This window comes from Mesorhizobium sp. M0772, assembly GCF_040320135.1.
Lineage (GTDB): Bacteria > Pseudomonadota > Alphaproteobacteria > Rhizobiales > Rhizobiaceae > Mesorhizobium.
The window spans coordinates 12,425-38,990 of record NZ_JAMYPB010000009.1; the positions used below are offsets into that span (position 1 = coordinate 12,425).

Consider the following 26,566-nt stretch of genomic DNA (forward strand, 5'->3'; position numbering starts at 1 on the left):
GCTGCCCCTCATCCGGCCCTTCGGGCCACCTTCTCCCCGTATAGTGACGGGGAGAAGAGAAGCGCTCCGCCCTTAACTCAGCGCGCAAAGCTCTGCGCGTTGCCGGCGTCGACGTTGATGATGTTGCCGGTGGATTTGGCCGACATGTCGGACGCCAGGAAATAAATCGCTTCGGCAATGTCTTCCGGAAACACCGAGCGCTTCAGCATCGAGCGCGAGCGGTAGTGTTCTTCCAGATCGTCGGTCGACATCTTGTAGGCGGCGGCGCGCTGTTCCTTCCACTCGCCGGTCCAGATCTTCGAACCGCGCAGCACGGCGTCCGGATTGACGACGTTGACCCGGATCTGGGCTTCCGCGCCTTCCAGCGCGAGGCAGCGGGCGAGATGGATTTCGGCGGCCTTGGCGGTGCAATAGGCGGCGGCGTTGGGTGACGCGGCAAGGCCGTTCTTGGAGGCGACGAAGACGACATTGCCGCCGATCTTCTGGGCGCGAAACAGCCGGAAGGCTTCGCGCGAGACCAGGAAATAGCCGGTCGACAATATGTCCATGTTCTTGTTCCACAGCGCCAGCGTCGTCTCCTCGATCGGCGCCGAGGAGGCGAGGCCTGCGTTGGAGACGAGAATATCAATGCCGCCGAACTCGACGGCTGTCTGGGCGAAGCCGGAAATCACCTGCTCCTCCGCGGTGACGTTGATCAGCACCGGCCGGACGAAGTCCTTGCCATAGGCTTTCGCCAGTTCGTCATTGGCGCTGGCAAGTGCGGCCTCGTCGATATCGGCCAGCACCACGCAGGCGCCTTCGCGCAGCAGCCGGCTGGCGGTGGCGCGGCCGATGCCGCCGGCGCCGCCGGTGACCAGCGCGATCTGGCCCGCGAGCGACTTCGGCTTCGGCATGCGCTGCAGCTTCAAATCCTCGAGCAGCCAGTATTCGATGTCGAAGGCCTCCTGCGCCGGCAGGCCGACATAGGACGAAACGGTCGAGGCGCCGCGCATGACGTTGATGGCGTTGACGTAGAATTCGCCAGAGATGCGGGCGGTGGCCTTGTCGCCGGCGAAGGTGAACATGCCGACGCCGGGCATCAGGTAGACCACGGCGTTGGGGTCACGGATCGGGGGCGAGTCCGGATGCTTGCAGCTGTCGTAATAGGCCTGGTAGCCGACACGGTACTCAGCAATATCGTCGGCGAGTCGGGCGATAACGGCTTCGACGTCGGGCTTCGCTGGGTCGAACTCGATAACCAGCGGGCGAATTTTTGTGCGCAGGAAATGATCCGGGCATGAAGTGCCGAGCGCCGCCAGCGGGCGCAAATCCCTGGAGTTGACGAATTCGAGCACGGCGGCGGAATCGTCGAAATGGCCGAGCTTGTGGCTCTTCTCCGAAATCAGGCCGCGAATCCTCGGCATCAGTCTCGCCGCGATGGCGCGGCGCTCAGCGGCGTCGAGCGATTTGACGACTTCGCCGCCGAAGATGGCGAGACCCTCGGAGCGGCGCTCGAACCACTCGATCGCCTGGTTGATGACCGAGATCGTCGTCTCATAGCACTCCTTGGGTGTGTCGCCCCAGGTGAACAAGCCGTGGCTTTCGAGGATGACGCCCTTGGCCTCGGGGTGTTCGACGCAGAATTTCTCCAGCCAGAGGCCAAGTTCGAAGCCCGGCCGCTTCCACGGCAGCCAGCCGATGGCGTCACCGAAGATCTCCTTGGTCAACGCCTTGGAACCCTTGGCCGCGGCAATCGCGATAATGGCATCGGGATGCATGTGATCGACGAACGGCTTCGGCACATAGGCGTGCAGCGGCGTGTCGATCGAGGCCGCGCGCGGGTTGAGATTGAAGGTGCAGTGGGGAAGATAGCCCACCATCTCGTCCTCATGCGCGACGCCGCGATAAAGGCCTTTCAGCGCCTGCAGTTTGTCCATGTAGAGCGTGGCGAAACCGTCCAGCTTGATCGAGGCGCTGTCGCCGCCCGAGCCCTTGACCCATAGCACTTCGACTTCGGCGCCGGAGAGCGGGTCCTTCTGCCGGATCTTGGACGAGGTGTTGCCGCCGCCATAATTGGTGACACGCTTGTCGGAGCCGAGCGTGTTGGAGCGATAGACCAGAAGCTCAGGCTCGCCCAGCCCCTTGGCTTTCGCATCGTCCCAAAGGTTGGCAAGGCGCGAGCCGGAGCGCTTGTCGAGCATGATTATCCTCCCTGGGACGCAAAAGGCGCGGTCCATTTTGCCGGAAATGTCTACGCAAGCATCTCGGTTGTCAATCATAAACGATCAAGATCGATCATATTGCACTGCACAATGAAATTATATGAGCGGAAATGATTGACACTGGTGGTTTTCTAGTGCCTCATGACCATGCAGGGAGGAACCATGCACGAAAAAGAGCGCCACAGGATCATTCTGTCCGCCGTCCAGGAAAAGCCTGTGGTGACGGTGCAGGAGATGGTCGACCTGACGGACTCCTCCGAGGCGACGATCCGGCGCGATATCGCGGCTCTTCATGTGCAAAAGCGCCTGCGTCGCGTGCGTGGCGGCGCCGAGGCGATCTCGCCACCGCAGTTCATCGGCCTCGCCGGCCGGCCCTTTTCCGTCAACGAAACGCTTAACGCTTCGCAGAAGCGCGCGATTGCGCGCGAAGCGGTGGAGCTGTGCAAGGACGGCGAACCGATCATCATCAATGGCGGCACCACCACCTTCCAGATGGTGCATTTCCTGACCGGACGCCGCATGCCGATCTTCACCAATTCGTTCCCCATCGCCGAGCACCTGCTCAAGCATTCGAAGAACACCGTCATGCTGTCGGGCGGCACCATCTACCGCGAGCAGAACATCATCCTCTCGCCCTTCGACAATGACGTGACGCGTAATTTCTACGCGCGCCGCATGTTCATGGGCGCTCAAGGGCTCGGGCCGCTTGGCCTGATGGAAGGCGACCCGCTGCTGATCCAGGCGGAGCAGAAACTGATCGACCAGGCCGACGAACTGGTGGTGCTGGTCGACTCATCGAAATTCCGCCAGCGCTCGAGCCTGATCCTGTGCGGGCTCAAGCGCATCGCCACCGTCATCACCGATGACGGCATCGAGGATCGCGAAGCCAACATGCTGGAGGCCGCGGGTGTGACGCTGATCGTCGCCCGCAAGTCGGCAAAGGAAGAATCCTCGCTGCAGGCCTGAGACCAGCCGCAGCGACGATGGAATGCAACGCTCAAGGGAGGAAATACGATGAGCTTTCTGAAGAAATTGATGGTGACGGCCGCGTTCTCGGCCGCCATGTTCGTGAATGCCGCCTATGCCGAGAACGTCAAGATCGCGCTGGTGGTGAAGTCGCTCGGCAACGGCTTCTTCGACGCCGCCAACAAGGGTGCCGAAGAGGCGGCCAAGGAACTCGGCGATGTCGACATCATCTACACCGGCCCGACCAAGGCGACCGCCGAAGCGCAGATCGAAGTGGTCAATTCGCTGATCGCGCAGAAGGTCAACGCCATTGCGATTTCGGCCAATGACGCCGACGCGCTGGTGCCGGTGCTGAAGAAGGCGATGGAGCGCGGCATCACCGTCATCTCGTGGGATTCGGGCGTCGCCAAGGAAGGCCGCCAGCTGCACCTCAACCCGTCCGACACCGGCCTGATCGGCGAGACCATCATCAAGCTTGCCGCCGACTATCTGCCGGAAGGCGGCGAAGTCGCCATTCTGTCGGCTTCGTCGACCGCGACCAACCAGAACGCCTGGATCGACGCGGCCAAGAAAATCCTGCCGGAAAAATTCCCCAAGATCAAACTCGTCGCCACCGTCTACGGCGATGACGATTCGGCCAAGAGCACCGACGAAGCCAAGGGCCTGCTGAAATCCTATCCGAACCTCAAGGCGATCATCGCGCCGACCACCGTCGGCGTTGTTGCCGCTGCCCAGGTCGTCACCGACGCGAACCTGATCGGCAAGGTCAATGTCACCGGTCTCGCGCTGCCGTCGGAGTTCAAGAAGTTCATCGACAACGGTTCCAGCCAGGCGGTTGCCCTCTGGAATCCGATCGACCTCGGCTACTCCGCCGTCTACCTCGCTCATGATCTGGCGGTGAAGAAGGAAGAGGCAAAGCCGGGCGCAACGCTGTCGATCGGCCGCGTCGGCAAGGTCACGCTCGATGACAGCAACTCGGCTGCGATGGCTCCGCCCTTCCAGTTCGACAAGTCCAACATCGAAAAGTTCTCCAAGATCTATTGATCTCGGACGTCTCGGACCAAGCGCGGCGGGACCAAAATCCCGCCGCGACTTTAAACGGACCTTGTTTCAGGGCTTGATACGGATATGGACACGACAGCCCAGCACGGCATTGCGAAGGAGGAGCCCACGGGTCCTGCCCCGCGCCTGACGCTGTCCGGCGTCTCCAAAAGCTTTCCCGGCGTGCGCGCGCTGCACAATGTCAGCCTGTCGCTTTACCCCGGCCAGGTTACGGCGCTGATCGGTGAAAACGGCGCCGGCAAGTCGACGCTGGTCAAGATCATGACCGGCATCTACCAGCCGGACGCGGGCACGATCAGCATTGACGGCCAGGCCGTCACCCTGCCCAGCGCGCATGCCGCCTTCGGCCACGGCGTCACCGCCATTCATCAGGAAACCGTGCTGTTCGACGATCTGAGCGTCGCCGAAAACATTTTTCTCGGCCATGCGCCGCGCACGCGGCTAGGCACCATCGACTGGCGCACCATGCGAAAACACGCGCGCGAAGTGCTCGACACCATGCATGCCGGCCATATCGACGCCGATGCGCGGCTGAAAGACCTCGGCATCGCCAACAAGCATCTGGTAGCGGTTGCTCGCGCGATGTCGATCGATGCGCAGATCGTCATCATGGATGAGCCGACCGCAGCCCTTTCGATGAAGGAGATCGAGGAGCTTTTCCTGCTGATCGAATTCCTCAAGGAGGAAGGCAAGGCGATCCTGTTCATCAGCCACAAGTTCGACGAGATCTATCGGATCGCCGATCGCTACACCGTGTTCCGCGACGGCGAGATGGTTGGCGAGGGCCTTATCAAGGATACCGGCCAGAGCCAGATCGTGCGCATGATGGTCGGCCGCTCGGTCGATCACATCTTTCCGCAACGCAAGGCCGAGATCGGCGCGCCGGTGCTGTCGGTCGCTGGCCTTTCGCACCCGACCGAATTCAACGACATCGGCTTCGAACTGCACAAGGGCGAGATCCTCGGTTTCTATGGCCTGGTCGGCGCCGGGCGGTCAGAGGTGATGCAGGCGATTTCAGGCATCACCGGCATATCGGGCGGCACGATAACGCTGGAAGGTAAGGTGATCACGCCGAAATCGGCGGCGGATTCCATCGAAGCCGGCATCGTCTACGTGCCGGAGGAACGCGGCAAGCAGGGCGTGGTGATCGGCCTGCCGATCTTCCAGAATGTCTCGCTGCCTTCGCTCAAGCGCACCTCCAAATCCGGCCTGCTGCGATTGTCGGAAGAATTCGCGCTCGCCCGCTCCTACACCGAGCGGCTAGACCTGCGCGCCTCGTCGCTGAGCCAGGATGTCGGCACGCTGTCGGGCGGCAACCAGCAGAAGATCGTCATCGCCAAATGGCTGGCGACAGCGCCCAAGGTGATCATCCTGGACGAGCCGACCAAGGGCATCGACATCGGCTCCAAGGCCGCCGTGCACGGCTTCATGGCGGAGCTCGTCGCGCAGGGCCTGTCGGTGATCATGGTGTCGTCGGAACTGCCGGAGATTCTGGGCATGTCCGACCGCGTCGTCGTCATGCGCGAAGGGCTGGTTGCGGCGGTCTACGATAATAAGGGGCTGGACGCCGAAACGCTGGTCCGGACGGCAGCGGGGATCGTGGCATGAAGGCTCTCCTGAAATTCCGCGAGATCTGGCTGGCAGCGGCGATCGTCGTTTTGATTGCTCTGATCTCGACGCGCTTCCCGGCCTTTGCCGACCCCGGCAATCTCGCCCAGGTGTTCAACGACACCTCGATCCTGATGATCCTGGCGCTGGGACAGATGGTCGTCATCCTGACCCGCTCGATCGACCTGTCGATGGCCTCCAACCTGTGCTTCACCGGCATGGTGGTGGCGATGCTGAACGCCGCGCATCCGGCGATCCAGATCCCGCTGCTGATCGTCATTGCGCTGGCCGTCGGACTGGTGCTCGGCGCCATCAACGGCCTGCTGGTGTGGCGGCTGAACATCCCTTCGATCGTGGTGACATTGGGCACGCTCACCATCTATCGCGGCGCCACCTTCGTCCTCTCCGGCGGCGCCTGGGTCAATGCCGACAAGATGAGCCCGGACTTCATCGGCTTCCAGCGCGCAGCTTTCCTGGGCATTCCGGTTCTGTCCTGGATCGCCATACTGGTCATCGCGCTGTTCTTCGTGGTGATGACGCGAACCGCGCTTGGCCGTTCGATCTATGCCATCGGCGTCAACCCGACGGCGTCGGTCTATGCCGGCATCGATGTCGGCCGAACCAAATTCATCGTCTTCTGCATTTCCGGCATGATCGGCGGGCTCGCCGGTTATCTCTGGATTTCTCGTTATGTCATCGCCTCGGTCGAGGTCGCCAATGGCTATGAACTCAATATCATCGCCGCCTGCGTCATCGGCGGCATTTCGATTGCCGGCGGCATCGGCTCGGTCGGGGGCGCGGTGTTAGGGGCGCTGTTCCTCGGCATCATCTCCAACGCACTGCCGGTGATCAACATCTCGCCCTTCTGGCAGATGGCGATTTCAGGCAGCGCCATCATCCTGGCCGTCGTGCTCAACGCGCGCGGCGAACGCCAGCAGGGGCGGATCATTCTGAGGAAGGCGGAGGCGGCATGACCGACACCCCCGCCCCGCGCCACATTCCCGACCGGCTCGACAAGCCGCTCTCTTCAGCGATCTTTTCCTGGGAAGCGCTGCTGGTCGTCGTGGCGGTCGCCATCTTCGCCATCAACAGCTTCGCATCGCCCTATTTCCTCGATGCCTATTCGCTGTCGGACCTGACCTTCAATTTCACCGAGAAAGGCCTGATCGCCTTCGCCATGGCGCTGCTGATCATTTCGGGCGAGATCGACCTGTCGGTCGCCGCCATCATCGCGCTCGCCTCGACCATGATGGGCATGGCGGTACAGGCCGGCGCCGACACGCCGGTGCTGGTGGCTATCGGCATCGTCGTCGGGCTCGGTTGCGGCGCCTTCAACGGGCTCCTGGTGACAAGGCTCGGCCTGCCCTCCATCGTCGTCACCATCGGCACGATGAGCCTGTTTCGCGGCATTGCCTTCATCATCCTGGGCGATCAGGCCTACAAAGGCTATCCCGAGAGTTTTGCTTTCTTCGGCCAGGGTTATGTCTGGTGGGTGGTGTCGTTCGAACTGGTGCTCTTCCTCATCGCGGCCGTCGCCTACTGGTTCCTGCTGCATCGCACCAGCTTCGGCCGCCGTGTCTTTGCCATCGGCAACAATCCGGTCGCGGCACAGTTTTCCGGCGTTCGCGTCGGCCGCATCAAATTCATCCTGTTTTGCCTGACCGGGCTGATGGCCGGCATCGCCTCGGTGCTGATCACCTCGCGGCTCGGCTCGACGCGGCCGTCGATCGCGCAGGGCTATGAGCTTGAGGTCATCACCATGGTGGTGCTGGGCGGCGTCAGCATTCTGGGCGGCTCCGGCAGCATTGTTGGCGTCGTGCTCGCCGCCTTCATCATGGGGCTGGTGACCTTCGGGCTCGGCCTGCTCAACGTGCCCGGCATCGTCATGTCGATCTTCATCGGCCTGCTCTTGATCTTCGTCATCGCGCTGCCGATCGTCTGGCGACGGCTGCGCGGTAACAGCTGATGCCCGAGAAATACGCCTTCAAGATGCAGCTCAAACCCGGCATGAAAGCCGAGTACAAAAAGCGCCACGATGAGATCTGGCCGTCGCTGGTGGCGCTGCTGAGAGAGGCCGGCGTTTCCGATTATTCGATCCATCTCGATGAAGACACCAACATCCTGTTCGGCGTGCTGTGGCGGCGGGACGACCATGGCATGGCCGACCTGCCGAAGCACCCGGTGATGCAGCGCTGGTGGGCGCACATGGCCGACATCATGGAGACCAGGCCGGACAACCAACCGGTGGCCATCCCCCTGGAAACAATGTTCCATTTGGCATGAGTGGGCTGCGCCATATCGCCGTCATCGACATCGGCAAGACCAACGCCAAGGTCGCGCTGGTCGATCTCGTCACGCTGAGCGAAGTGGGGTTGCGCCGCATGGCGAACGCGCCGCTGCGGCAAGCGCCCTACCCGCATCACGATGTCGAGTCGCTGTGGAGGTTCATCCTCAACAGCCTTGCCAGCCTCAACCGCGAACAGCGTATCGACGCGATTTCGATCACCACGCATGGTGCGACCGGCGTGCTGGTCGACGCAGCGGGCGAACTGGTGCTGCCTGTCCTCGACTATGAGTTCGACGGCCCCGACAGGCTGGCTACAGAGTATAGTGCGATCCGTCCGCCCTTCATTGAGACTGGGACGCCGCGCCTGCCGCTCGGCCTCAATCTCGGTGCGCAATTCTTCTGGCTTGAGAAGCGTTTTCCCACCGAATTCGCCAGGGCCGCCGCGATGCTGATGTATCCGCAATACTGGGCGCTGCGCCTGACCGGCGTTGCCGCCAACGAGGTGACCTCGCTCGGCTGCCACACCGATCTGTGGAGCCCTTGGGAGGCGGACTTTTCCTCGATGGTCGACAGGCTGGATTGGCGCAGGCTGATGGCGCCGGTGCGGCCGGCCAGGGGCCAGCTCGGCCCGATCCTGCCGGTGCTTGCCGCGCGCACCGGGCTCGATCCGCAGACCCCGGTTTTCTGCGGACTGCACGATTCCAACGCCTCGCTGCTGCCGCATCTCCTGTCCGACGCGCCGCCCTTCTCGGTCGTCTCGACCGGCACCTGGGTGGTGTCAATGGCGGTCGGCCGGAGAGAGATTGCGCTCGATGCTGCGCGCGACACGCTGGTCAATGTCAGCGCGCTTGGCGCTCCCGTCCCCTCGGCGCGGTTCATGGGTGGCCGCGAGTTTTCCCAGCTGACCAAGGACAAGCCGCAGGACTGCAGCGGCAGCGAGGTGCTGGCCGTTCTGACAAAAAAGATGCTGCTTTTGCCTTCTACCCAGCAGGGATCAGGACCGTTCCCGCACCATGCCGCGGCATGGCTTGGTGCCGAGGGCATCAGCAAAGGCGAGCGGTTCGCCGCCATCTCCTTCTATCTGGCGCTGATGACGGCGACCTGCCTTGAGCTGATCGGCGCCGACGGCCCGACCACCGTGGAAGGACCGTTTGCCCGCAACCGCCTCTTTGTCGGCATGCTGGCGGCAGCGACCGCGCGAATCGTCATCGCCTCCGAGGCCGCCACCGGCACCAGCATCGGCGCGGCGCTGCTGGCAACGGATCAGTCCGTGCCACACGGCAAGGGCGAGAGAACTGAACCGCAGACCGACCCGGTCTGGGCGGCCTATGTCACCGCGTGGCGCGCGGCAGTCGACGCGCAAGGCTGATCACAAAATCCGCTTGCCAAAGGCCGACATGACGAAGTTGACGGCGTCGGCGCCAATCCGCGGCTCCAGACCGGCGGTCAGTCCGGAAACATCCATCGACAGCAGGCCGCCGGAGAGCGCGATCGCCTCCATCGCCTGATGTGTCTCGCGCACCGTCAGCCCGCCCGAGCCCGCAGCCCAACCAGCAAATTCGGTCGCCGTCGGCGAATAGCTGACGTGAAAGCCCTGCGTGCCCGACGTCGCGATGCGGATCGCGTCATGCATGAGGTCGCGCATGCCCATGGCGTCGATATCGGTCATGGTGAAGGCCGAGACGCGCGAATCCTTGAGCACCCTCGCCTCGGCAGGATCGGCGTGACGCAGGCCGACGATGACGACATTTTCCGGCGACAGCTGCGGCTGCAGCGCGCCGGGCTTGTGATCGAGACCGAGCGCGCGGGCCAGCACCGAGACTTCAGGCATGTCTTCGGCCTCCTCGTCCTCGGGCATCAGGGCGGCGATGGAATCGATCCAGATCAAGCCGAAGGAATGCGTGGCGCGCGCCGTTGCGGTCAGCGCCTTGTGGGCGATACGGCGATCGGCGCCGGCAGCGAGCCGGATCAAGCCCGAGGGCGGCCGCTCGACGTCGGCGAGTTCGACCACGTCGAAATTCATTGCCTCCAGCCGCGCGCCGGTTCCCTCGCGGGCGATAATCCCGCCGGCTTCCGGTTCGGCCGAGATCGACACCATCTTGCGGCCGGAGAAATCCGCGACGTCGTGCATCGGCGCCTTCTCGACATATTCCGAGGTCATCGCCAGAAGCATGGCGCCATAATTCATGCGGAAGGCGACGCGGTCGCCGACGGTGGGTCGCGGATCGGCATCCTGCACATCGAGCAGCAGATGGTCGCTGGAAGCGCCGAGCACCCTCACCCCTTTGGCGATCGGCGTCAGCCCTTCCACCAGCACGTCCTCGCGGCCTATATTGGCGATGGCGCGCAGCCGGTCGCCCTCGTCGGCGAAGACCGGCTGGTTGCCGAAGGCGTCGTAGCCGGACGTGCCGATCGGCCGCGACGGCTTGAGCTTGACCTCGATGACGTCGCTGGTCAGCCGGCAGGCATCGGGTTCGAGTTCCGGCCATGGCACGTCTCGGAAAGTTTCGACGCCACCTTGCAGGATCGCCTCGCCCACGCGCAGATTGTTGATACCGACCGGCAGCTTGCCTTCGAGCAGCAGCGTCAGCGACGACGAGGCGCCGCCGGAAATGAAGTCGAGGCTTTTGCCGGACAGGCGCTCGGTCTTGTAGGCATGGGCGACGAGCTGGCCAAGGTTCTCCGGCGTCGGCATTATGGCGCCGAAGCAGCCGAGATTGGTGCCGATGCCGGCGATGCGCACGCCCTTGAATTCCAGGATCTGTTCGACGGTGGGGATCAGGTCGCTTGGCCAGATGCCTTCGCGGAGATCGCCGAGATCGATCATCAGCATGATGTCGTGGACGCGGCCCATGCGCTCGGCAATGCGCGATATCTCGCGGATGGTGGTCAGTTCCGACTGCAGGCTGATGTCGACGGTGCGCACGACCTCCTCGACGCGCGCCATGGGCGGGCTGCGCAGCAGCATGACCGGCGCATTGATGCCGCTGTCGCGCAGCCGCCGAATGTTCTCAAAACGCGATTCCGCGATGCCGGCAACACCGCCGCGCAGCATGGCCCGCGCCACCTGCGGCATGCCGCATGTGCCCTTGGTGACACCGAATACCTTGATATCAGACAATGCGCAGCGTTCGACGATGGTGCGGGCGTTGCGCTCGATGCGGCCAAGGTCGATAGCGACTTGCGGTCCCGACATCGCTCAGCTCCCGTAGACCAGCCCTTGGGGGTCGATCTCCGGCTTGCGGCCGGCGACGAGGTCGGCCAGGAACTTGCCCGAGCCGCAGGCCATCGTCCAGCCGACATGGCCATGCCCAGTGTCGAGATAGAGGTTGCGATATTTGGCCTGACCGATGACCGGCACCGAGTTCGGCATCATTGGTCGCAGGCCCGCCCAAAGCAGCGCCTTCTTCTCGTCGAAAGCGCCAGGGAAAAGGTCTTTGCCGGTGCTCAGCATAGACTTGAAGTCGCTGGGCTTGAAGCTGCGGTCGAAGCCGGTGAACTCGGCTGTCGAGGACATGCGCAGGCGGTTTCCGAGCCTGGAGTAACCAACCAGCCGGTCCTCGTCGGCGCCGCCCATGGTCGGTCCCTTGCTCTCGTCCTCCAGCGGGATGGTCGCGCTATAGCCTTTAACCGGATAGACGGGCAGGTCGATACCGTAGCGGCGGCCGATCAGGCCGCTCTCGGGGCCCATGGCGATGACGACGGCGTCGCCCGTCACCGGGCCGGCCGACGTCATGACCGCACGCACCCAGTCGCCCTCTATGTCGAGCCCCTCGACCGTGGTGTCGAACAGGAATCTGACGCCGAGCTTTTCGGCGGCATAGGCGGCCAGCCCATCGACGAATATCCTGGAATCGCCGGTCTGGTCGATTGGCGAATAAACGCCGCCGGCGATCTTTTCCTTCACTCCGGCGAGCCCGGGCTCAAGTTCGACCAGCCGGTCGCGGCCGACGATCTCGATCGGCAGGCCATGCTTCGCCAGAAACTGGTAGTTGTCGGTGCCGGTGTCGAGACTGTGCTGTGAGCGGAAGAAATAAAGAATGCCCTTCTTGCGCTCGTCATAGTGGATGCCGGTGGCGTCGGAGAGCGCGTTGATGCAGTCGCGCGAATAGAGCGCCAGGCGCAGTTTGACCTGGCTGTTGGCGCGCAGCCGGGCCACGGTGCACTGGCGCAGGAAACGCAGGCTCCAGGCGAGGAAATAAGGATCGAAGCGCAGCCTGACCTTGATGCCGAGATCATGGTTCCAGAGCGCGCGCAGGAAGGTCTTCAGCGCCGCTGGCGAGGCCCAGGCGGTGGCGTCGCCCGGCGACACCAGACCGGCATTGGACTGGCTGGTGCCGCGCGCCGGCGCCGGATGGCGCTCGATAACGGTGACCTCATGGCCGTCGGCGGCCAGATAATACGCGGCCGCGGTGCCGACAACACCGGCTCCAAGCACCGTTATCTTCATGCCACCCCCTCTTCGCGGCGCAGCGCCTCCACGCCGCATCGCCAATGCCTTCAATAGCGCTTCGCCGCGCGCCTTGCGAGCCCTCGGAAGTGCCCGGCTCAGCCTCGCGCGGAGTTCTTGCCGGTGAGGATACGCTCCCAGGCGAGCGCATCGGCGACGATCTGGTCGAGGTCGTCGCGTTGCGGGGTCCAGCCGAGTTCGGCGCGTGCAAGGTCCGAATTGGCAACCACGGCGGCGGCGTCGCCGGGGCGCCGGTCGCCCATCTTGACCTCGAAATCCCGGCCGAAGGCGCGCCGCACGCTGTCGATGACCTCGAGCACCGAATAGCCGTGGCTGTAGCCGCAATTGGCGACGAGGCTGCCGCCGCCGGCGCGCAGGCGCTGCAGCGCCAGCCGGTGGGCCGCGGCCAGGTCGCTGACATGGATATAATCGCGCATGCAGGTGCCGTCCGGCGTCGGATAATCGGTGCCGAACACCTGCATGAAGGGGCGTTTGCCGAGCGCGGTCTCGCAGGCGACCTTGATCAGATGCGTGGCGCCAGGCGTCGACTGCCCCGTCCGACCCCTGGGATCGGCGCCGGCGACGTTGAAGTAGCGAAGCGCCGTGTAGCGCAAGGGATGCGCAAGCGCTGCATCGCGCAGCATCCATTCGCTCATCAGCTTGGACAGGCCGTAGGGCGATTCCGGCGCCAGGCGGGCATCCTCGCGCACCGGCTCCAGGCCGGCGCCGCCATAGACGGCGGCGGTCGAGGAGAAGATGAAATGCGGCACGCCCTCGCGCACCGCGGTTTCGATCAGCGTGCGGGTCTTGGAGGTGTTATTCTCGTAATAGGCGAGCGGGTCGGCAACCGATTCCGGCACCACGATGGAACCGGCGAAGTGGATGATCGCGTCGACCTCGTTATCCCGGATGATCTGGCCGACCAATTCCCTATCGGCGACATCGCCGACGACAAGCTTGGCTTCCGGCGCTACCGCCCATTCGAAGCCGGTGGAAAGGCGGTCGAGAACGACGACGCTCTCGCCGGCATCCAGCAGTTCCCAGACCATGTGGCTGCCGATATAACCGGCGCCGCCCGTTACCAAAACCGTCATCCGTGTCCTCTTTTACTCATGATTTATCGGAAACTGTCTCAATCACCGCCTTACTGGAAAGCGTGCGGCAAGGCCATTAGAAACGCCTGAATGTTAAATCCGTAACAGTCTCACCGGCCTGTGGCATCGTACGGACACAAAATTGATCCACATCAAGGGAATAGGCCACGATCCGGGGTCGTTAGGAACAGGCTTGGGGCGTGGCATTTTGACCAAAACGGCCCGGTGGACGACGAATGGGCCAACGATTATGATCCCGCGCAAAACTGGGAAGGCGACATGAACTATCAGCGGTTCTTCGAGGAAGCGATCGACCAGCTCCACGCCGAGCGGCGCTACCGGGTTTTCGCCGATCTCGAGCGCATTGTCGGCAAGTTTCCGCGCGCTATCTGGCGTTCCAACGGCCGCGCCGAGGAAATCACCGTCTGGTGCTCCAACGACTATCTCGGCATGGGCCAGAACCCCGATGTCATCGCCGCTTTCCAGAACGCGGCCGGCAAGATGGGTTCGGGCGCCGGCGGCACCCGCAACATTTCCGGCACCTCGAACCCGTTGGTCGAGCTCGAGCTGGAACTGGCCGACCTGCACGACAAGGAAGCGGCGCTGGTCTTCACCTCCGGCTTCGTCTCCAACGAAGCGTCGATCTCGACCATTGCGCGGCTTTTGCCCAACTGCCTGATCATTTCGGACGAGCTCAACCATGCCTCGATGATCGAAGGCGTGCGGCGCTCGGGCGCCGAAAAGAAGATCTTCCGTCACAACGACGTCGCGCATCTCGAAAGCCTGCTACAGGCGGCGGGCCGCGAACGCGCCAAGCTGATCGTGTTCGAGAGCGTCTATTCGATGGACGGCGACATTGCGCCAATCAAGCAGATCGTCGAACTGGCCGAACGCTACAACGCCATGACCTATATTGACGAGGTCCATGCCGTCGGCATGTACGGACCGCGCGGCGGCGGCATCACGGAGCGCGAGGGGCTTGCCGACCGCATCGATATCATCGAAGGCACGTTGGCCAAGGCGTTCGGCACGCTGGGCGGCTATATCGCCGGCAACAGCGCCGTCATCGACGCGGTGCGCTCCTATGCGCCGGGCTTCATCTTCACCACGGCGCTGCCGCCGGCCGTCGCCGCCGCCGCCACCACGTCCATCCGCCACCTCAAGCGGTCGCAAGCCGAGCGCGATGCGCAACAGCGCCAGGCGTCGCGGACCAAGGAGGTTCTGTCTGCAGCCGGCCTGCCGGTGATGGAATCGCCGACACACATCGTGCCGGTGCTGGTCGGTGACCCCGAACTCTGCAAGATGGCCAGCGACCGTCTGCTCGGCGTGCACGGCATCTACATCCAGCCGATCAACTATCCGACCGTGCCGCGCGGCACCGAGCGGCTGCGCATCACCCCGACGCCGTTCCATACCGATGCGCTGATTGCGGGACTTCAGGACGCGCTGGTCGAGACATGGGATGCGCTGGGCATTCCCTACGGCTCCGCCGGACGGCCCACTGTCGCCAAGAGCGACCGGATTGTGCCGCTGCTGGTGCCGAAGTCGGGCGGCTGAAGCCGCCGCCCATTTATCTCAAACCGTCCTCATCCATCCCGCCAAGCGATGTGCCGCTTCCTCGAGCTGGTCGAGGCGGCGGTGGAAGCACAGGCGCAAAAACGCCTCTCCGCCAGGGCCGAAGGCGGTGCCCGGCGCCAGGCCGACATTGGCCTTGTCGACGATGTCGAAAGCAGCCCGGCGCGGATCGGTGATGCCGTCGACCGTGAAAAACAAATAGAACGCGCCTTGCGGCACGGTGAAGCGCGCTTTGCCGGTTGCGCCGAGAATATCGCAGACCAGGTCGCGCGCTTTCCTGGCGCGCTCCACCTGCTCGACGATGAAGGCATCACCGTGGTCCAGCGCCGCGACGGCGCCGCGCTGCATGAACTGGGCGACGCCTGAGGTCGAATACTGGATCAGGTTCTCGAACACCTGCTGCAGCTCGGGATGGGTCTTGATCCAGCCGACGCGCCAGCCGGTCATCGCCCAGTTCTTGGAAAAGGAGTTGACGAACAGGATGCGGTCTTCCGCGGTCGAAATGTCGAGGAAGGACGGCGCACGGCCGTGGCCGTAGTGGAACAGCGAATAGATCTCGTCGGCGATGATCCACAGGCCCTTTTGGCGGGCGAGATTCAGGATCGCCTGCAGCGTTTCCTTATCGGCCGTCCAGCCGGTGGGGTTCGATGGCGTGTTGACGAACAGCGCCTTGGTGCGCGGCGTCACCGCAGCCGCAATCTTGTCGACATCGCAGGACCAGCCATTGCCCGACTGGTCGAGCGTGACCGCAACCGGGGTAGCGCCGGAAATACCGGCGGCGGCGGCGAAATTCGGCCAGGCCGGGGAGAGATAGACCACCTCGTCGCCGCTGCCGGCGACCGCGGCTAATGCCAACTGAATGGCATGCATGCCGGAACCGGTGGCGATGAATTCCTCTTCGGCGAAGCTCTTGCCGAAATGCCTGGCATAGTAGCGAGAAAGCGCTTGCCTCAACTCCGGAATGCCTTTCTGCCAGGTATAGAATGTCTCGCCATTGGCGAGCCCCTTGGCGGCGGCTTCCGAAATGAAGGCAGGCGTCGGCAAATCGCCTTCACCGGCCCAGAGCGGGATCATGCCCTCGCGCGAACGGCCGTAATTGACGACGGCGACAATGCCGCTTTCGGGGGCGGCCACCGCTTCGGCGCGCAAGCTATCGATCAGGGTCATGAACAGGTCCGTTTTGATGTCTGCTTTGATGCATGTCATTATCCAGAACCGCTGCGCACTTGTGGGCGACATGCATTGGCGGATGCTCTTAGCAGATGCGGCAACAGAAAACCCCGGCCGCGAACGACCGGGGTTTTGGTCCAGAAATCTGGCCTTATCTATTTCCTGGCGAGGAGATCGCGAATTTCGGTGAGCAAAGCGACGTCGGCCGGTGGCGGAGCCGCAGGTGCGGCCGGCTTCTCCCGCTCGAGCCGCTTGCGCATGTTGTTCACGGCCTTGACCATCAGGAAGATGATGAAAGCCAGGATGACGAAATTCAGCGCCACGGTGATAAAATTGCCGTAGGCGAACACCGCGCCTTCCTTACGCGCGTCGGCAAGATTGGTCGAATGCACTGTTGATGAGAGGCCTATGAAGTAGTTGGAAAAGTCGACGCCACCAAGTGCGCCGATGAAAGGCATGATGATGTCGTTGACAAGAGAATCGACGATCTTGCTGAAGGCCGCGCCGATGATGACGCCGACCGCAAGGTCCATCACATTTCCTTTGGAAATGAATTCCTGGAATTCTTTCAGCATTCGACCCTCCTTGTCATGACGGACCGCGCTGCCGCCGTCCCTCCGGCGTCGGCCCGTGCGCACCATAACAAAAACCTGCGGTTGCAACAGAAGCAAAAGCTGGAAAACACCGCTTTCTCCTTACCTTGGTTCACGGTTCGACAGGGCAGCGTCGCGACCATGCGCCGAAAGCCGCGATGGACTTGACCTTAGAGCTGTGATTGCCTCTGGGCAGGCCGGGGTGAAAGCTGGCTAGGAGGATTTTCGGGCCGTGCAGGGCTGGTTCATCGTCATCATTGCGGTCGCCTATGTAACGCTGCTGTTCGTCATCGCCAGCCTCGGCGACCGGCGTTCAACGGCGTTGGGACCCGGCCGCGCCCGGCCCTTCATCTATGCGCTCAGCCTCGCCATCTACTGCACCTCCTGGACCTTCTTCGGCTCGGTCGGCCTGTCGTCCGAACGCGGCCTCGAATTTTTGGGCATCTACACCGGGCCGGTGCTGGTGTTCGTGTTCGGCTTTCCGCTGCTCAATCGCATCGTGCGGCTGGCCAAGAGCGAGAAGATCACCTCGATCGCCGACTTCCTCGGCGCGCGCTACGGCAAGAGCTTTGCCGTCTCGGCGATCGCCACGCTGATCGCCACCATCGGCGCGGTGCCCTATATCGCACTGCAACTGAAGGCGATCTCCGGTTCGGTCGGCCTGATGGTCGAGCATTATACGGGATCGCCGCCCTCCTTCGATCCCTTCGTCAGCGACATCTCGCTGGTGGTGGCCATGCTCTTGGCGCTGTTTGCGGTGCTGTTCGGCACCCGCCATGCCGACGCCACCGAGCACCAGGACGGGCTGGTGCTGGCGGTGGCGGTCGAAACCGTGGTCAAGCTCGCCGCCTTCCTGGCGATCGGCCTGATGGTCACCTTCCTGATCTTCGGTGGCCCGGGCGACATGATCGACAAGCTGGCCGAAAACAGCCAGGTGCGGCAAGCTATGGGCTACAACACCTCGCTCGCCACCTGGCTGGTGCTGACTTGCCTGAGCGGCTTTGCCATCATCATGCTGCCGCGCCAGTTCTACGTCACCATCGTCGAGAACCGCGGCGAGGCCGAACTGCGCACCGCGACCTGGGTGTTTCCGCTCTATCTCGTGGCGATAAACCTGTTCGTGCTGCCGATCGCCTTCGCCGGCCTGGCGCTGGTCGGCGCCAAAACCACCAGTGACCTCTATGTGCTGGCGCTGCCCTTGTTCGGCGGCCATGACTTCCTCGCCATGGCCGCCTTCATCGGTGGGCTGTCGGCGGCGACCGCCATGGTGATCGTCGAAAGCGTGGCGCTGTCGATCATGATCTCCAACGACCTCGTCATCCCGCTGTTCGTGCGCCGCCTGCTCAAGACCACGACCTCTGAGAATGAGGATTGGTCGACGCTGATCCTCAACGTGCGGCGCGGCGCCATCTTCATCCTGTTGTTCATCGCCTTCCTCTACTACCGCGAAAGCACCAACTCGGCGCGGCTGTCGTCGATCGGCCTGATGTCGTTCGCGGCAATCGCCCAATTCGCGCCGGCGCTGATCGGCGGGCTGATCTGGCGCGGCGCCAATGGCCGCGGCGCGGCCCTTGGCATGGTCGCCGGCATCCTCGTCTGGGGCTATACGCTGCTTTTGCCGTCGCTCTCGGCAGCCGACGCGGACATCGTCGTGCAGGGGTTGTTCGGTTTCGAGGCGCTGCGGCCGCAGGCTCTGTTCGGCACCGTCGCCGAACCGTTGAACCACGGCGTGCTCTGGAGCCTGTCGGTCAACACGCTGTTCTTCGTGCTCGGCTCGCTGTCGCGCGCGTCAGTGCCGCTGGAGCGGATCCAGGCGTCGATCTTCGTGCCGCGCGAATCCGGCCCGATGCCCAGCCTGCGCCGCTTCCGCACCGCCATCACCGTCAATGTGCTGAAAGACACCATCTCGCGCTATCTCGGCGTCGAGCGCACCGAGCGCTCCTTCCAGTCCTTCGAAAAGAGCACTGGCGTCTCGTTGCACGGCAATGAGCAGGCTAGCATGGACGTCATCCGTTTCTCCGAGCAGCTGCTGGCGAGCGCGGTCGGCTCGTCGTCGGCGCGGCTGATCCTGTCGCTGCTGTTTCGCCGCAACGACCGCGACTCAAAAGATGCCTTCCGCCTGCTCGATGACGCCACCGAAGCGCTGCAGCACAATCGCGACCTGTTGCAGATCGCGCTGGACCAGATGGAACAGGGCATTACCGTCTTCGACCGCGATTTCCGCCTGATCTGCTGGAACAGACAATATCGCGCGCTGTTCGACCTGCCCGACGAGATGGGCCAGGTCGGCGTCTCGCTCGACCGCATCCTGCGCCACCTCGCCGAGCGCGGCGATATCCCGGCCGACCAGCGCGTGGCGATGCTCAACCGGCTGACCAGCTTCGTCAGCCCATGGCAGATGGAGTTGACGACCAGTGGCCGAATCCTCGAACTGCGTTCCAACCCGATGCCGGACGGTGGCATCGTTGCCACCTATGCCGACATATCAGGACGCGTCGAACAGGATTTGGCGCTGAAGCGGGCCAATGAATCGCTGGAGCAGCGGGTCAAGACGCGTACCATCGAACTGACTAGGGTCAACGAGGAGTTGACCCGGGTCAATGAGGAGCTGGCGCAGGCGCAGATGCTGGCCGAGGAGGCCAATCTGGGCAAGACGCGCTTCCTCGCCGCCGCCGGCCACGACATCCTGCAGCCGCTGAACGCCGCCCGGCTCTACTGCTCGTCGCTGATCGAAAAGGCCGGCAAGGGCCCGGCCGGCAAGGCCGCTATCAACATCGAATCCTCGCTGGAATCCGTCGAGACGATCCTGGGCGCCGTGCTCGACATTTCCCGCCTCGACGCCGGCGCGATGAAACCGGACGACAGCGCCTTCCGCCTGGACGGGCTGCTGCGCCAGATCGGCAATGATTTTCAGCCGCTCGCCGCCGAAAAGAAACTCGATCTGACGATCATAGCCTCGTCGCTCAGCGTGATGACGGACCGCAACCTACTGCGCCGGCTGATCCAGAATCTGGTCTCCAACGCCATCAAATACACCCCCCATGGCCGCATCCTGGTCGGCGTGCGACGGCGCGGCGAACTCGCCGAAATCCAGGTGATCGACACTGGCATCGGCATTGCCGGCGACAAGCTGAACACGGTCTTCAACGAGTTCACCCGGCTGGACGAAGGCGTGCGCGAAGCCGAAGGTCTCGGCCTTGGCCTGTCCATCGTCGACCGCATCGCGCGGGTACTGCGGCTCGAGATCCAGATCTTTTCCAACCCGGGCAAGGGTACGCGCTTTTCCGTTATCCTGCCGGTTGCGGCGGTTGAGGCGCCGCGGCGCGAGGTCGAGCCGAAGGCGCCTGCCCGCACCGCGAATTCGCTGGCCGGCCTGCGCGTCATGTGCATCGACAACGACCCTCGCATTCTCGATGGCATGCGGCTTTTGCTCGAAGGCTGGGGCTGCAGCGTCGGCACGTTTTCGGGTTCGGAGGATTTTGGCAGGGCCGATCGTCCCGACATCGTGCTTGCCGACTATCATCTCGATGGCAGAAGCGGCCTCGACATCATCGCGCGCCTGCGTGACATCCATGGTTCGGACCTGCCGGCCGTGCTGGTCACCGCCGACCGCTCCACCGAGGTCCGTGCCGCTGCCGCCGCCATTGACATGCCGGTGATCAACAAGCCGCTGAAGCCGGCCGTGCTACGCTCGATGATGGCCAGGGTCAGGCCGCTGGCGTCGGCGGCCGAGTAGAGTCCTATCTCTTTGTTTTTGCGCAATTCCCAAGGGAAAGCGCTACGCACTTTCCTGGAATAGCTTTAGCCTGCTGGCTGCAACGGATCGCTGCCGATCTTGGACAGCTGGATCACCGCCTGGGTGCGGCTGTCGACGCCGAGCTTCTGCAGGATGGCCGAGACATGCGCCTTTACAGTCGCTTCGGAGACGCTGAGCTCGTAGGCGATCTGCTTGTTGAGCAGGCCTTCGGCAAGCATGCCGAGGACACGCGTCTGCTGCGGTGTCAGCGCCTGCAGCCGCTTGATCAGGTCCGATATTTCCGGGTCGCGCTCGACGCCGAGGTCGATGCCGACGGGGGCTGCGATATCGCCTGCCAGCACCGTCTGCACGGCGCTGCGGATTTCCTCCATGCTGGCCGATTTGGAGATGAAACCGGATGCGCCGAGATCGAGCGCGCGCCGGATGGTCACCGGGTCGTCGTGGGCCGACACCACCACCAGCGGCACCGCCGGGTGGATGCCGCGCAGCGCGATCAGACCGGACAGGCCGCTGGCGCCCGGCATCGACAGATCGAGCAGCACGAGGTCGACATCCTCATGGGCCACGACCAGCGCCTTGGCGCTTTCGAAATCGCCGGCCTCGTGAATGGCGGCGACATCGCCGACGCCGGCAAGCGCCTCTTTCAAGGCGCCGCGGAACAGCGGATGGTCGTCGGCAATGACGAAGGTGTAGCCCGACGGCAAATGTTCCTCCCCAAATCCCGTTGTTGCCCAAACTTCGTTATCGATTGACGGCTTTTACGGGATCGGACGATTATGCGGCGAAGCGCTTTGTTTTCAAGCGGCAATGGCCGGACGGCGCTTTGCGCCGGGCAGCTCAGGTCTTTTGCGAGTTGAGCTTGGCGCCGTCGCCATTGTCCTTGTCCATCTCCTTGACGATGCCCATGAAGCCACGCAGCATGCGCTCCATATAGCTCATCGTCTTGTCGAAATCCTCTTCGCTCGGCAATTTCGAATCGAGACGGGCCGACAGCGAATTCTCCAACCTGGCGACGCGTTCGTCCATGGCCTTCATCGAGGCCTGCAAACGCTGGACCTCCTCCTGGAAGGCGGCGCGTTCGTCGGCGGCCATCTTGCAGATGAGCTGGCCGGAGCGCTCCTCGCAGATCGACATGGCGCCGGTCCGGGTGTCCATACGGACATAACCGTTGGCGGATTTTTCCAGCCGGTAGCGGTCGGTCTCTTCGGACCAGGCCGATGCCGCAACCAGCGAGACCAGTGCGGCGGGGATCAGTATGTGCTGCAGACGCATGTTCCATCCTCCACGAGCCAGTATGCGCAACCTATCACAGCTTTGCGCCGTAAATGCGGACGAGTTGCCCTTCCCCGCATGAGCCATCCGGACCAGAGCGGGTCGCCGTTCCACGGCGCTCCGCTCTATCTCCTTGTTTTAACGCAATTCCGGGCGGAAAACCGCTTCACACTTTTCCTGGAATTGCTTTATAGCGCAACAATGTCTCAGATCATCTACAAGATCGCGCCCGAAGCCCTTTGGCGCGAGGCCGAGAAAAACGGCCGCTTCACCGGCGCTCCGATCGACGTCGCCGACGGCTTCATCCATTTCTCCACTGCTGATCAGGCCAGGGAGACGGCGGCGAAGCATTTCGCCGGCCAGACGGATTTGCTGCTGATCGCCATCGACGGGGCGCTGCTCGGTGACCCGCTGAAATACGAGGTCTCGCGCGGCGGCGCGCTGTTTCCGCATCTCTATGGCGTGCTCGACATGAACGCCGTGCTGTGGGTGAAACCATTGCCGCTCGGCGCTGATGGCGCACACCAGTTTCCGGCGCTGGAGGCCGAATGAGCGTGTTCGATCGCATCGGCCAGAAACTGCTGTTCACCTTCGATCCGGAAACGGCGCATGGCATGTCGATCGCGGCGCTGCGATGCGGTCTGCCGGTCGGCGCGCGGACGGTGCGCGACGACAGGTTGAAGCTCAGCCTCTGTGGCATCGCCTTCCCCAATCCGCTCGGCATGGCCGCAGGCTATGACAAGAATGCCGAGGTGCCTGACGCGCTGCTTGGCCTCGGCTTCGGCTTTGCCGAAGTCGGCACCGTGACGCCGCTGCCGCAGGCCGGCAATCCGAAGCCGCGCATTTTCCGGCTGGCTGAGGATGATGCGGTGATCAACCGGCTGGGTTTTAACAATGAGGGCCACGAAGCGGCCGAGATGCGCCTTGCCGCGCGCAAGGGACGCGTCGGCATCGTCGGCGTCAACATCGGCGCCAACAAGGACAGCGCCGATCGTGTCCATGACTATGAGCTCGGCGTCTCCCGCTTTGCGAAATACGCCAGTTATCTCACCGTCAACATCTCGTCGCCCAACACGCCCGGCCTGCGCAACATGCAGGCGCGCGAACAGCTCGGCGAACTTCTGGCTCGCGTCATATCGGCCCGTGGCTCGGCATCGGCCCAGCCACCAATCTTTCTCAAGGTCGCACCCGATCTGGTCGAGGCCGAGCTTGAAGACATCGCCGCCGAAGTGACCGAAAAGCAGATCGACGGCGTCATCGTCTCCAACACGACGCTCTCGCGATCCGGATTGCGTAGCCCAAGCGGCGCCGGCGAGACCGGCGGTCTCTCGGGAAAACCGCTGTTCGAGCGTTCGACCATCGTGCTGGCCAAGATGCGTCGGCTGCTCGGGCCGGAGCGCGCCGTCATCGGCGTCGGCGGCGTCGATTCCGCCGAGACCGCGCTGGAGAAAATCCGCGCCGGCGCCGACCTCGTGCAGCTCTATACCGGCATGGTCTATGCCGGACCGGCGCTGCCCGGCCGCATCCTTGCCGGCATGGCGAAGTTCGCCGACAGGGAACAGCTGACGTCCTTGCGCGGCCTGCGCGACAGCCGGCTCAGCGAATGGGCGGCAAAGCCGCTTTGATTTGACGGCCAAGCTACGCCGTTGATGCGCAGCGAAAGTGGCCGCTGTCCGTCTCACGCCATATTTAGAGCACACAGGACCTGTCAGCTTGTTCGATTGAAAAGCGAGGCTGCAATGCCATCGGCTGCGGTTTTCATTCTTGCGTCCATGGCTGCTCCCTTTGGCGATGGTCAACTGGAGCCCTATGTGCGGCAACTTTGCCAGGCCGCTGCTGTGAATGCCTTGCCCGCGAACGTCTCGTCGACCACCGCATTGCAGTCAGCCGCCGTTTGCTTCTTTGTCTATTCCGATATGCCTTCTGCTGGGCAGCCCGCCAAAAACTGCCATGCAGTCGTCGCGGCGCTTGCGCCTTCCGACATCGGGACGGCCATGGACGTTTGCGAGGCAGCAGGCGAGCTGACGCGAAATTGGGCTAAAATGGCCGTTTCTGAGGGCTAAAACGCCTCCCGCACCCTCACCCGCAAAGTCGCCAGCAGGCTGAAGCCGCGCACCAGCAGGAAAACGTGCAGCGCCGCCCACAGGCCGTGATTGCCGAGAGACGGCGCCAAGCTGAACAATGCGGCGCTGAAGGCCAGGAACGAGACCAGCATCATGTTGCGCATGTCGCGCGACCACGTGGCGCCGATGAAGACGCCGTCCATCTGGAAGGCCAGCACGCCGCTCAGCGGTGTCAGTGCCGCCCACGGCAGATAGATGTCGGCAACAGCACGAACGTCCGGCGACGTGGTGATCAACGAAATCAGGCCGGCGCCGCCGAGCCAGAAGATCAGCGTGGCGGTTCCGGCGAGGCCGAACCCCCAGAATAAGGTCAGACGTACCGCCCGGCGGAACGCCGTCTCGGCACGTGCGCCGATCGCGCGTCCCGCCAACTGTTCGGCCGCGGTGGCGAAACCGTCGAGAAAATAGCCGGCGACGAGGAAGAAGTTCATCAGCACGGCATTGGCGGCCAGCGTCAGCGTGCCGAACTGCGCGCCCTGGCGGGTGAACAGCGCGAAAGCGGCGAGCAGCGAGAACGAGCGGATCATGATATCGCGGTTGAGCGACAGCATGCGCAGGAAAGCGGGCATGTCGAGCAGGCGATGCCGCGGCAGGCGGGGTGCGGCCCGGAAGCGCCAGACAACGATGGCGAGACCCAGCAGCATGGCCAGACATTCGCCGGTGACGGTCGCCCAGGCCACGCCGGCGACGCCCCAGCCAAGCTTCAGGCCGAGCAGGATGCAAAGCACGATGTTGATGCCGTTGAGCACCGCCTGCAGCATCAGCCCAAGCCCGCCCTCGCCGCGTCCAAGGACATAGCCGAGGATGGCGTAGTTGATCAGCGTGAAGGGGGCGGCGAGCATTCTGATGTGGATATAGACGCCCATCGCCTCGCCGACGCGCGCTTCGCCGCCGATGAATTTCTGGCCGGCGATGGCGATCAGCGGCGCAAGGACGACAAGCACGATGCCGGCGGCGACCGCGATCAGCACGGCGCGCCAGAACACCGCCTGCTCCTCGGTTTCGTCGCCGCGCCCAAACGCCTGGGCGACGAGGCCGGTGGTGCCGGAGCGCAGGAAATTGAAGGTGCTGAAGACGACGTCGAAGACCAGGGCCCCGGCCGCCAGGCCGCCGAGCAGGGCGGCATCGCCGAACTGCCCGACCACCGCCGTGTCGACGATGCCGAGCAGCGGCGTCGTCAGATAGGCGAGCGTCATCGGCACGGCGATGGCGAGCACCGAACGGTTGGTGACGGCGAAGGGTCTCGCGTCGGCTGGGGTTGCACCCGTGTCCAGGGGATTGCTGCCTTGCTGGTTGCGGCTTGATCGAACAGCCGATGTGCCCCATTTTCCCGCCACCGCGCAATCACTCTTGCCGTGACGGCCAACCGAAATGTTCTTCTGGCGCGAGCCCGCCGGATCCCAGTACTGGTTTTAAGCAATTCCCAAAGGGAGGCGCTACGCGCTTCTCCCGGGAAAACCGCTGCACACTTTTCCTGGAATTGCTTTAGCCATGCCCCTGCAGATCGTCCATCATCCCGACTACGATGCCGGCTTCGCCGTCAATCATCGCTTTCCGATGAGCAAATATCCGCTGCTGATGCAGGCCTTGCATATCAGGGGTCTGATCCATGCCGGGGCGCTGTCGATGCCCGAGCCGGCGCCGGCCTCCTGGCTGAAGCTCGCCCATGCGGCTGATTATGTCGACCAGGTCATCACGTGTTCAGTGCCTGAAAAGATCGAGCGCGAGATCGGCTTTCCCGTGGGACCGCGCGTTTCGCTCAGGGCGCAACTCGCCGCCGGCGGCACGGTGCTGGCGGCGCGACTGGCGCTTATCAATGGCATTGCCTGCAACAGCGCCGGCGGCAGCCACCATGCGCGGCGCGCGCAAGGCGCGGGCTTCTGCACCTTCAACGATGTTGCCGTCGCTTCGCTGGTGCTGCTAGCCGAAGACGCGGTGAAAAACATCCTGATCGTCGATCTCGATGTGCATCAGGGCGACGGCACCGCGGACATCCTGAAAGGAGAGCCACGCGCGTTCACCTTTTCCATGCATGGCGAGCGCAATTATCCGGTGCGCAAGATTGCCTCCGATCTCGACGTTGCCCTGCCGGACGGCACCGGCGATGGCGCCTATCTCGAACGGCTGGGTGTCCTCCTGCCGGAGCTCTCGGCCAAGGCGCACTGGGACATCGTCTTCTACAATGCCGGTGTCGACGTGCATGCCGAGGACCGGCTCGGCCGGCTGTCGCTCAGCGATGACGGCGTACGTGCCCGCGACGCCATGGTGATCGGTCATTTCCGCGCGCTGGGCATCCCGGTCTGCGGTGTCATCGGCGGCGGCTATTCGACCGATGTCGCAGCGCTCGCCGCGCGCCACGCCATCCTGTTCGAGGTGGCGTCGGACTTTGCCTAAGTGGCCTTTGGTTT

The 26,566-nt window shown here is 63.5% G+C and carries 22 protein-coding genes; 13 read left to right on the forward strand and 9 right to left on the reverse strand.

Features of this window, described 5'->3' with window-relative positions:
• Nucleotides 1-77: 77 nt before the first annotated feature.
• On the reverse strand, nt 78-2,180 hold the full coding sequence (locus NKI06_RS08320) for a bifunctional rhamnulose-1-phosphate aldolase/short-chain dehydrogenase (RefSeq protein WP_352984827.1): 2,103 nt from the start codon (nt 2,178-2,180) through the stop codon (nt 78-80).
• A gap of 183 nt (nt 2,181-2,363) precedes the next feature.
• Here NKI06_RS08320 and NKI06_RS08325 point away from each other — a divergent pair, with 183 nt between their 5' ends.
• From NKI06_RS08325 to NKI06_RS08355, 7 genes are all read left to right on the forward strand, one after another.
• On the forward strand, nt 2,364-3,167 hold the full coding sequence (locus NKI06_RS08325; RefSeq protein ID WP_023669662.1) for a DeoR/GlpR family DNA-binding transcription regulator: 804 nt from the start codon (nt 2,364-2,366) through the stop codon (nt 3,165-3,167).
• Between the two features lie 48 nt (nt 3,168-3,215).
• Nucleotides 3,216-4,211 carry a rhamnose ABC transporter substrate-binding protein gene (rhaS, locus tag NKI06_RS08330; RefSeq protein ID WP_023669661.1) on the forward strand — a complete coding sequence of 332 codons (996 nt, stop codon included), beginning with the start codon at nt 3,216-3,218 and terminating at the stop codon, nt 4,209-4,211.
• An 84-nt stretch (nt 4,212-4,295) separates the two neighbouring features.
• Nucleotides 4,296-5,837 carry a sugar ABC transporter ATP-binding protein gene (locus tag NKI06_RS08335; protein WP_352984829.1) on the forward strand — a complete coding sequence of 514 codons (1,542 nt, stop codon included), beginning with the start codon at nt 4,296-4,298 and terminating at the stop codon, nt 5,835-5,837.
• Nucleotides 5,834-6,811 (forward strand): ABC transporter permease, encoded by a 978-nt coding sequence (locus NKI06_RS08340; RefSeq protein WP_352984832.1) that lies wholly within the window; start codon nt 5,834-5,836, stop codon nt 6,809-6,811. The genes NKI06_RS08335 and NKI06_RS08340 overlap by 4 nt, the downstream gene beginning before the upstream one ends.
• On the forward strand, nt 6,808-7,803 hold the full coding sequence (locus NKI06_RS08345; RefSeq protein WP_352984834.1) for an ABC transporter permease: 996 nt from the start codon (nt 6,808-6,810) through the stop codon (nt 7,801-7,803). The genes NKI06_RS08340 and NKI06_RS08345 overlap by 4 nt, the downstream gene beginning before the upstream one ends.
• Nucleotides 7,803-8,120, forward strand: a complete 318-nt coding sequence (gene rhaM, locus NKI06_RS08350) for an L-rhamnose mutarotase (protein ID WP_352858793.1) — start codon at nt 7,803-7,805, stop codon at nt 8,118-8,120. Before NKI06_RS08345 ends, rhaM begins: the two co-directional genes overlap by 1 nt.
• Nucleotides 8,117-9,493, forward strand: a complete 1,377-nt coding sequence (locus tag NKI06_RS08355) for an FGGY-family carbohydrate kinase (RefSeq protein ID WP_352984837.1) — start codon at nt 8,117-8,119, stop codon at nt 9,491-9,493. Before rhaM ends, NKI06_RS08355 begins: the two co-directional genes overlap by 4 nt.
• Here NKI06_RS08355 and NKI06_RS08360 read toward each other — a convergent pair whose 3' ends face one another.
• From NKI06_RS08360 to galE, 3 genes are all read right to left on the reverse strand, one after another.
• Nucleotides 9,494-11,320: an alanine racemase gene (locus NKI06_RS08360; protein ID WP_352966537.1), complete on the reverse strand. Its 1,827-nt coding sequence runs from the start codon at nt 11,318-11,320 to the stop codon at nt 9,494-9,496.
• Between the two features lie 3 nt (nt 11,321-11,323).
• Nucleotides 11,324-12,574 carry a D-amino acid dehydrogenase gene (locus NKI06_RS08365; RefSeq protein WP_023715345.1) on the reverse strand — a complete coding sequence of 417 codons (1,251 nt, stop codon included), beginning with the start codon at nt 12,572-12,574 and terminating at the stop codon, nt 11,324-11,326.
• 98 nt (nt 12,575-12,672) lie between these two features.
• Entirely contained in the window at nt 12,673-13,668 is a 996-nt protein-coding gene (gene galE, locus NKI06_RS08370) for a UDP-glucose 4-epimerase GalE (RefSeq protein ID WP_352858798.1), read from the reverse strand.
• Nucleotides 13,669-13,947: 279 nt separating this feature from the next.
• On the opposite strand from galE, the gene hemA reads away from it, so the two are divergent.
• Nucleotides 13,948-15,225, forward strand: a complete 1,278-nt coding sequence (hemA, locus tag NKI06_RS08375) for a 5-aminolevulinate synthase (RefSeq protein ID WP_352984839.1) — start codon at nt 13,948-13,950, stop codon at nt 15,223-15,225.
• A gap of 18 nt (nt 15,226-15,243) precedes the next feature.
• Here hemA and NKI06_RS08380 read toward each other — a convergent pair whose 3' ends face one another.
• Nucleotides 15,244-16,410, reverse strand: coding sequence for a pyridoxal phosphate-dependent aminotransferase (locus NKI06_RS08380; protein WP_023736123.1), 1,167 nt, complete (start codon nt 16,408-16,410; stop codon nt 15,244-15,246).
• A 158-nt stretch (nt 16,411-16,568) separates the two neighbouring features.
• Complete coding sequence (mscL, locus tag NKI06_RS08385) at nt 16,569-16,988, reverse strand: large conductance mechanosensitive channel protein MscL (protein ID WP_023681933.1); 420 nt, start codon at nt 16,986-16,988, stop codon at nt 16,569-16,571.
• Between the two features lie 250 nt (nt 16,989-17,238).
• Between mscL and NKI06_RS08390 the strand changes: the two genes are divergently transcribed.
• Nucleotides 17,239-20,742 (forward strand): PAS domain-containing hybrid sensor histidine kinase/response regulator, encoded by a 3,504-nt coding sequence (locus NKI06_RS08390; protein WP_352984842.1) that lies wholly within the window; start codon nt 17,239-17,241, stop codon nt 20,740-20,742.
• Nucleotides 20,743-20,807: 65 nt separating this feature from the next.
• Here NKI06_RS08390 and NKI06_RS08395 read toward each other — a convergent pair whose 3' ends face one another.
• A complete protein-coding gene (locus NKI06_RS08395; RefSeq protein ID WP_023740729.1) occupies nt 20,808-21,467 on the reverse strand; it encodes a response regulator transcription factor in 660 nt (219 codons plus the stop codon).
• Nucleotides 21,468-21,600: 133 nt separating this feature from the next.
• Nucleotides 21,601-22,035 carry a hypothetical protein gene (locus tag NKI06_RS08400; protein ID WP_352984844.1) on the reverse strand — a complete coding sequence of 145 codons (435 nt, stop codon included), beginning with the start codon at nt 22,033-22,035 and terminating at the stop codon, nt 21,601-21,603.
• A 201-nt stretch (nt 22,036-22,236) separates the two neighbouring features.
• Here NKI06_RS08400 and NKI06_RS08405 point away from each other — a divergent pair, with 201 nt between their 5' ends.
• From NKI06_RS08405 to NKI06_RS08415, 3 genes are all read left to right on the forward strand, one after another.
• Nucleotides 22,237-22,587, forward strand: a complete 351-nt coding sequence (locus tag NKI06_RS08405; RefSeq protein ID WP_023692523.1) for a DUF952 domain-containing protein — start codon at nt 22,237-22,239, stop codon at nt 22,585-22,587.
• Nucleotides 22,584-23,660: a quinone-dependent dihydroorotate dehydrogenase gene (locus tag NKI06_RS08410; protein ID WP_023807730.1), complete on the forward strand. Its 1,077-nt coding sequence runs from the start codon at nt 22,584-22,586 to the stop codon at nt 23,658-23,660. Before NKI06_RS08405 ends, NKI06_RS08410 begins: the two co-directional genes overlap by 4 nt.
• Before the next feature lie 114 nt (nt 23,661-23,774).
• The gene (locus NKI06_RS08415) at nt 23,775-24,098 is read left to right on the forward strand and encodes a hypothetical protein (protein WP_352984847.1); all 324 of its coding nucleotides are present in this window, start codon (nt 23,775-23,777) and stop codon (nt 24,096-24,098) included.
• On the opposite strand, the gene NKI06_RS08420 is transcribed toward NKI06_RS08415, so the two are convergent.
• The gene (locus tag NKI06_RS08420) at nt 24,095-25,432 is read right to left on the reverse strand and encodes an MATE family efflux transporter (protein ID WP_023692526.1); all 1,338 of its coding nucleotides are present in this window, start codon (nt 25,430-25,432) and stop codon (nt 24,095-24,097) included. The genes NKI06_RS08415 and NKI06_RS08420 overlap by 4 nt on opposite strands.
• A gap of 217 nt (nt 25,433-25,649) precedes the next feature.
• On the opposite strand from NKI06_RS08420, the gene NKI06_RS08425 reads away from it, so the two are divergent.
• Nucleotides 25,650-26,552, forward strand: coding sequence for a histone deacetylase family protein (locus NKI06_RS08425; protein ID WP_023681940.1), 903 nt, complete (start codon nt 25,650-25,652; stop codon nt 26,550-26,552).
• Nucleotides 26,553-26,566: the final 14 nt, after the last annotated feature.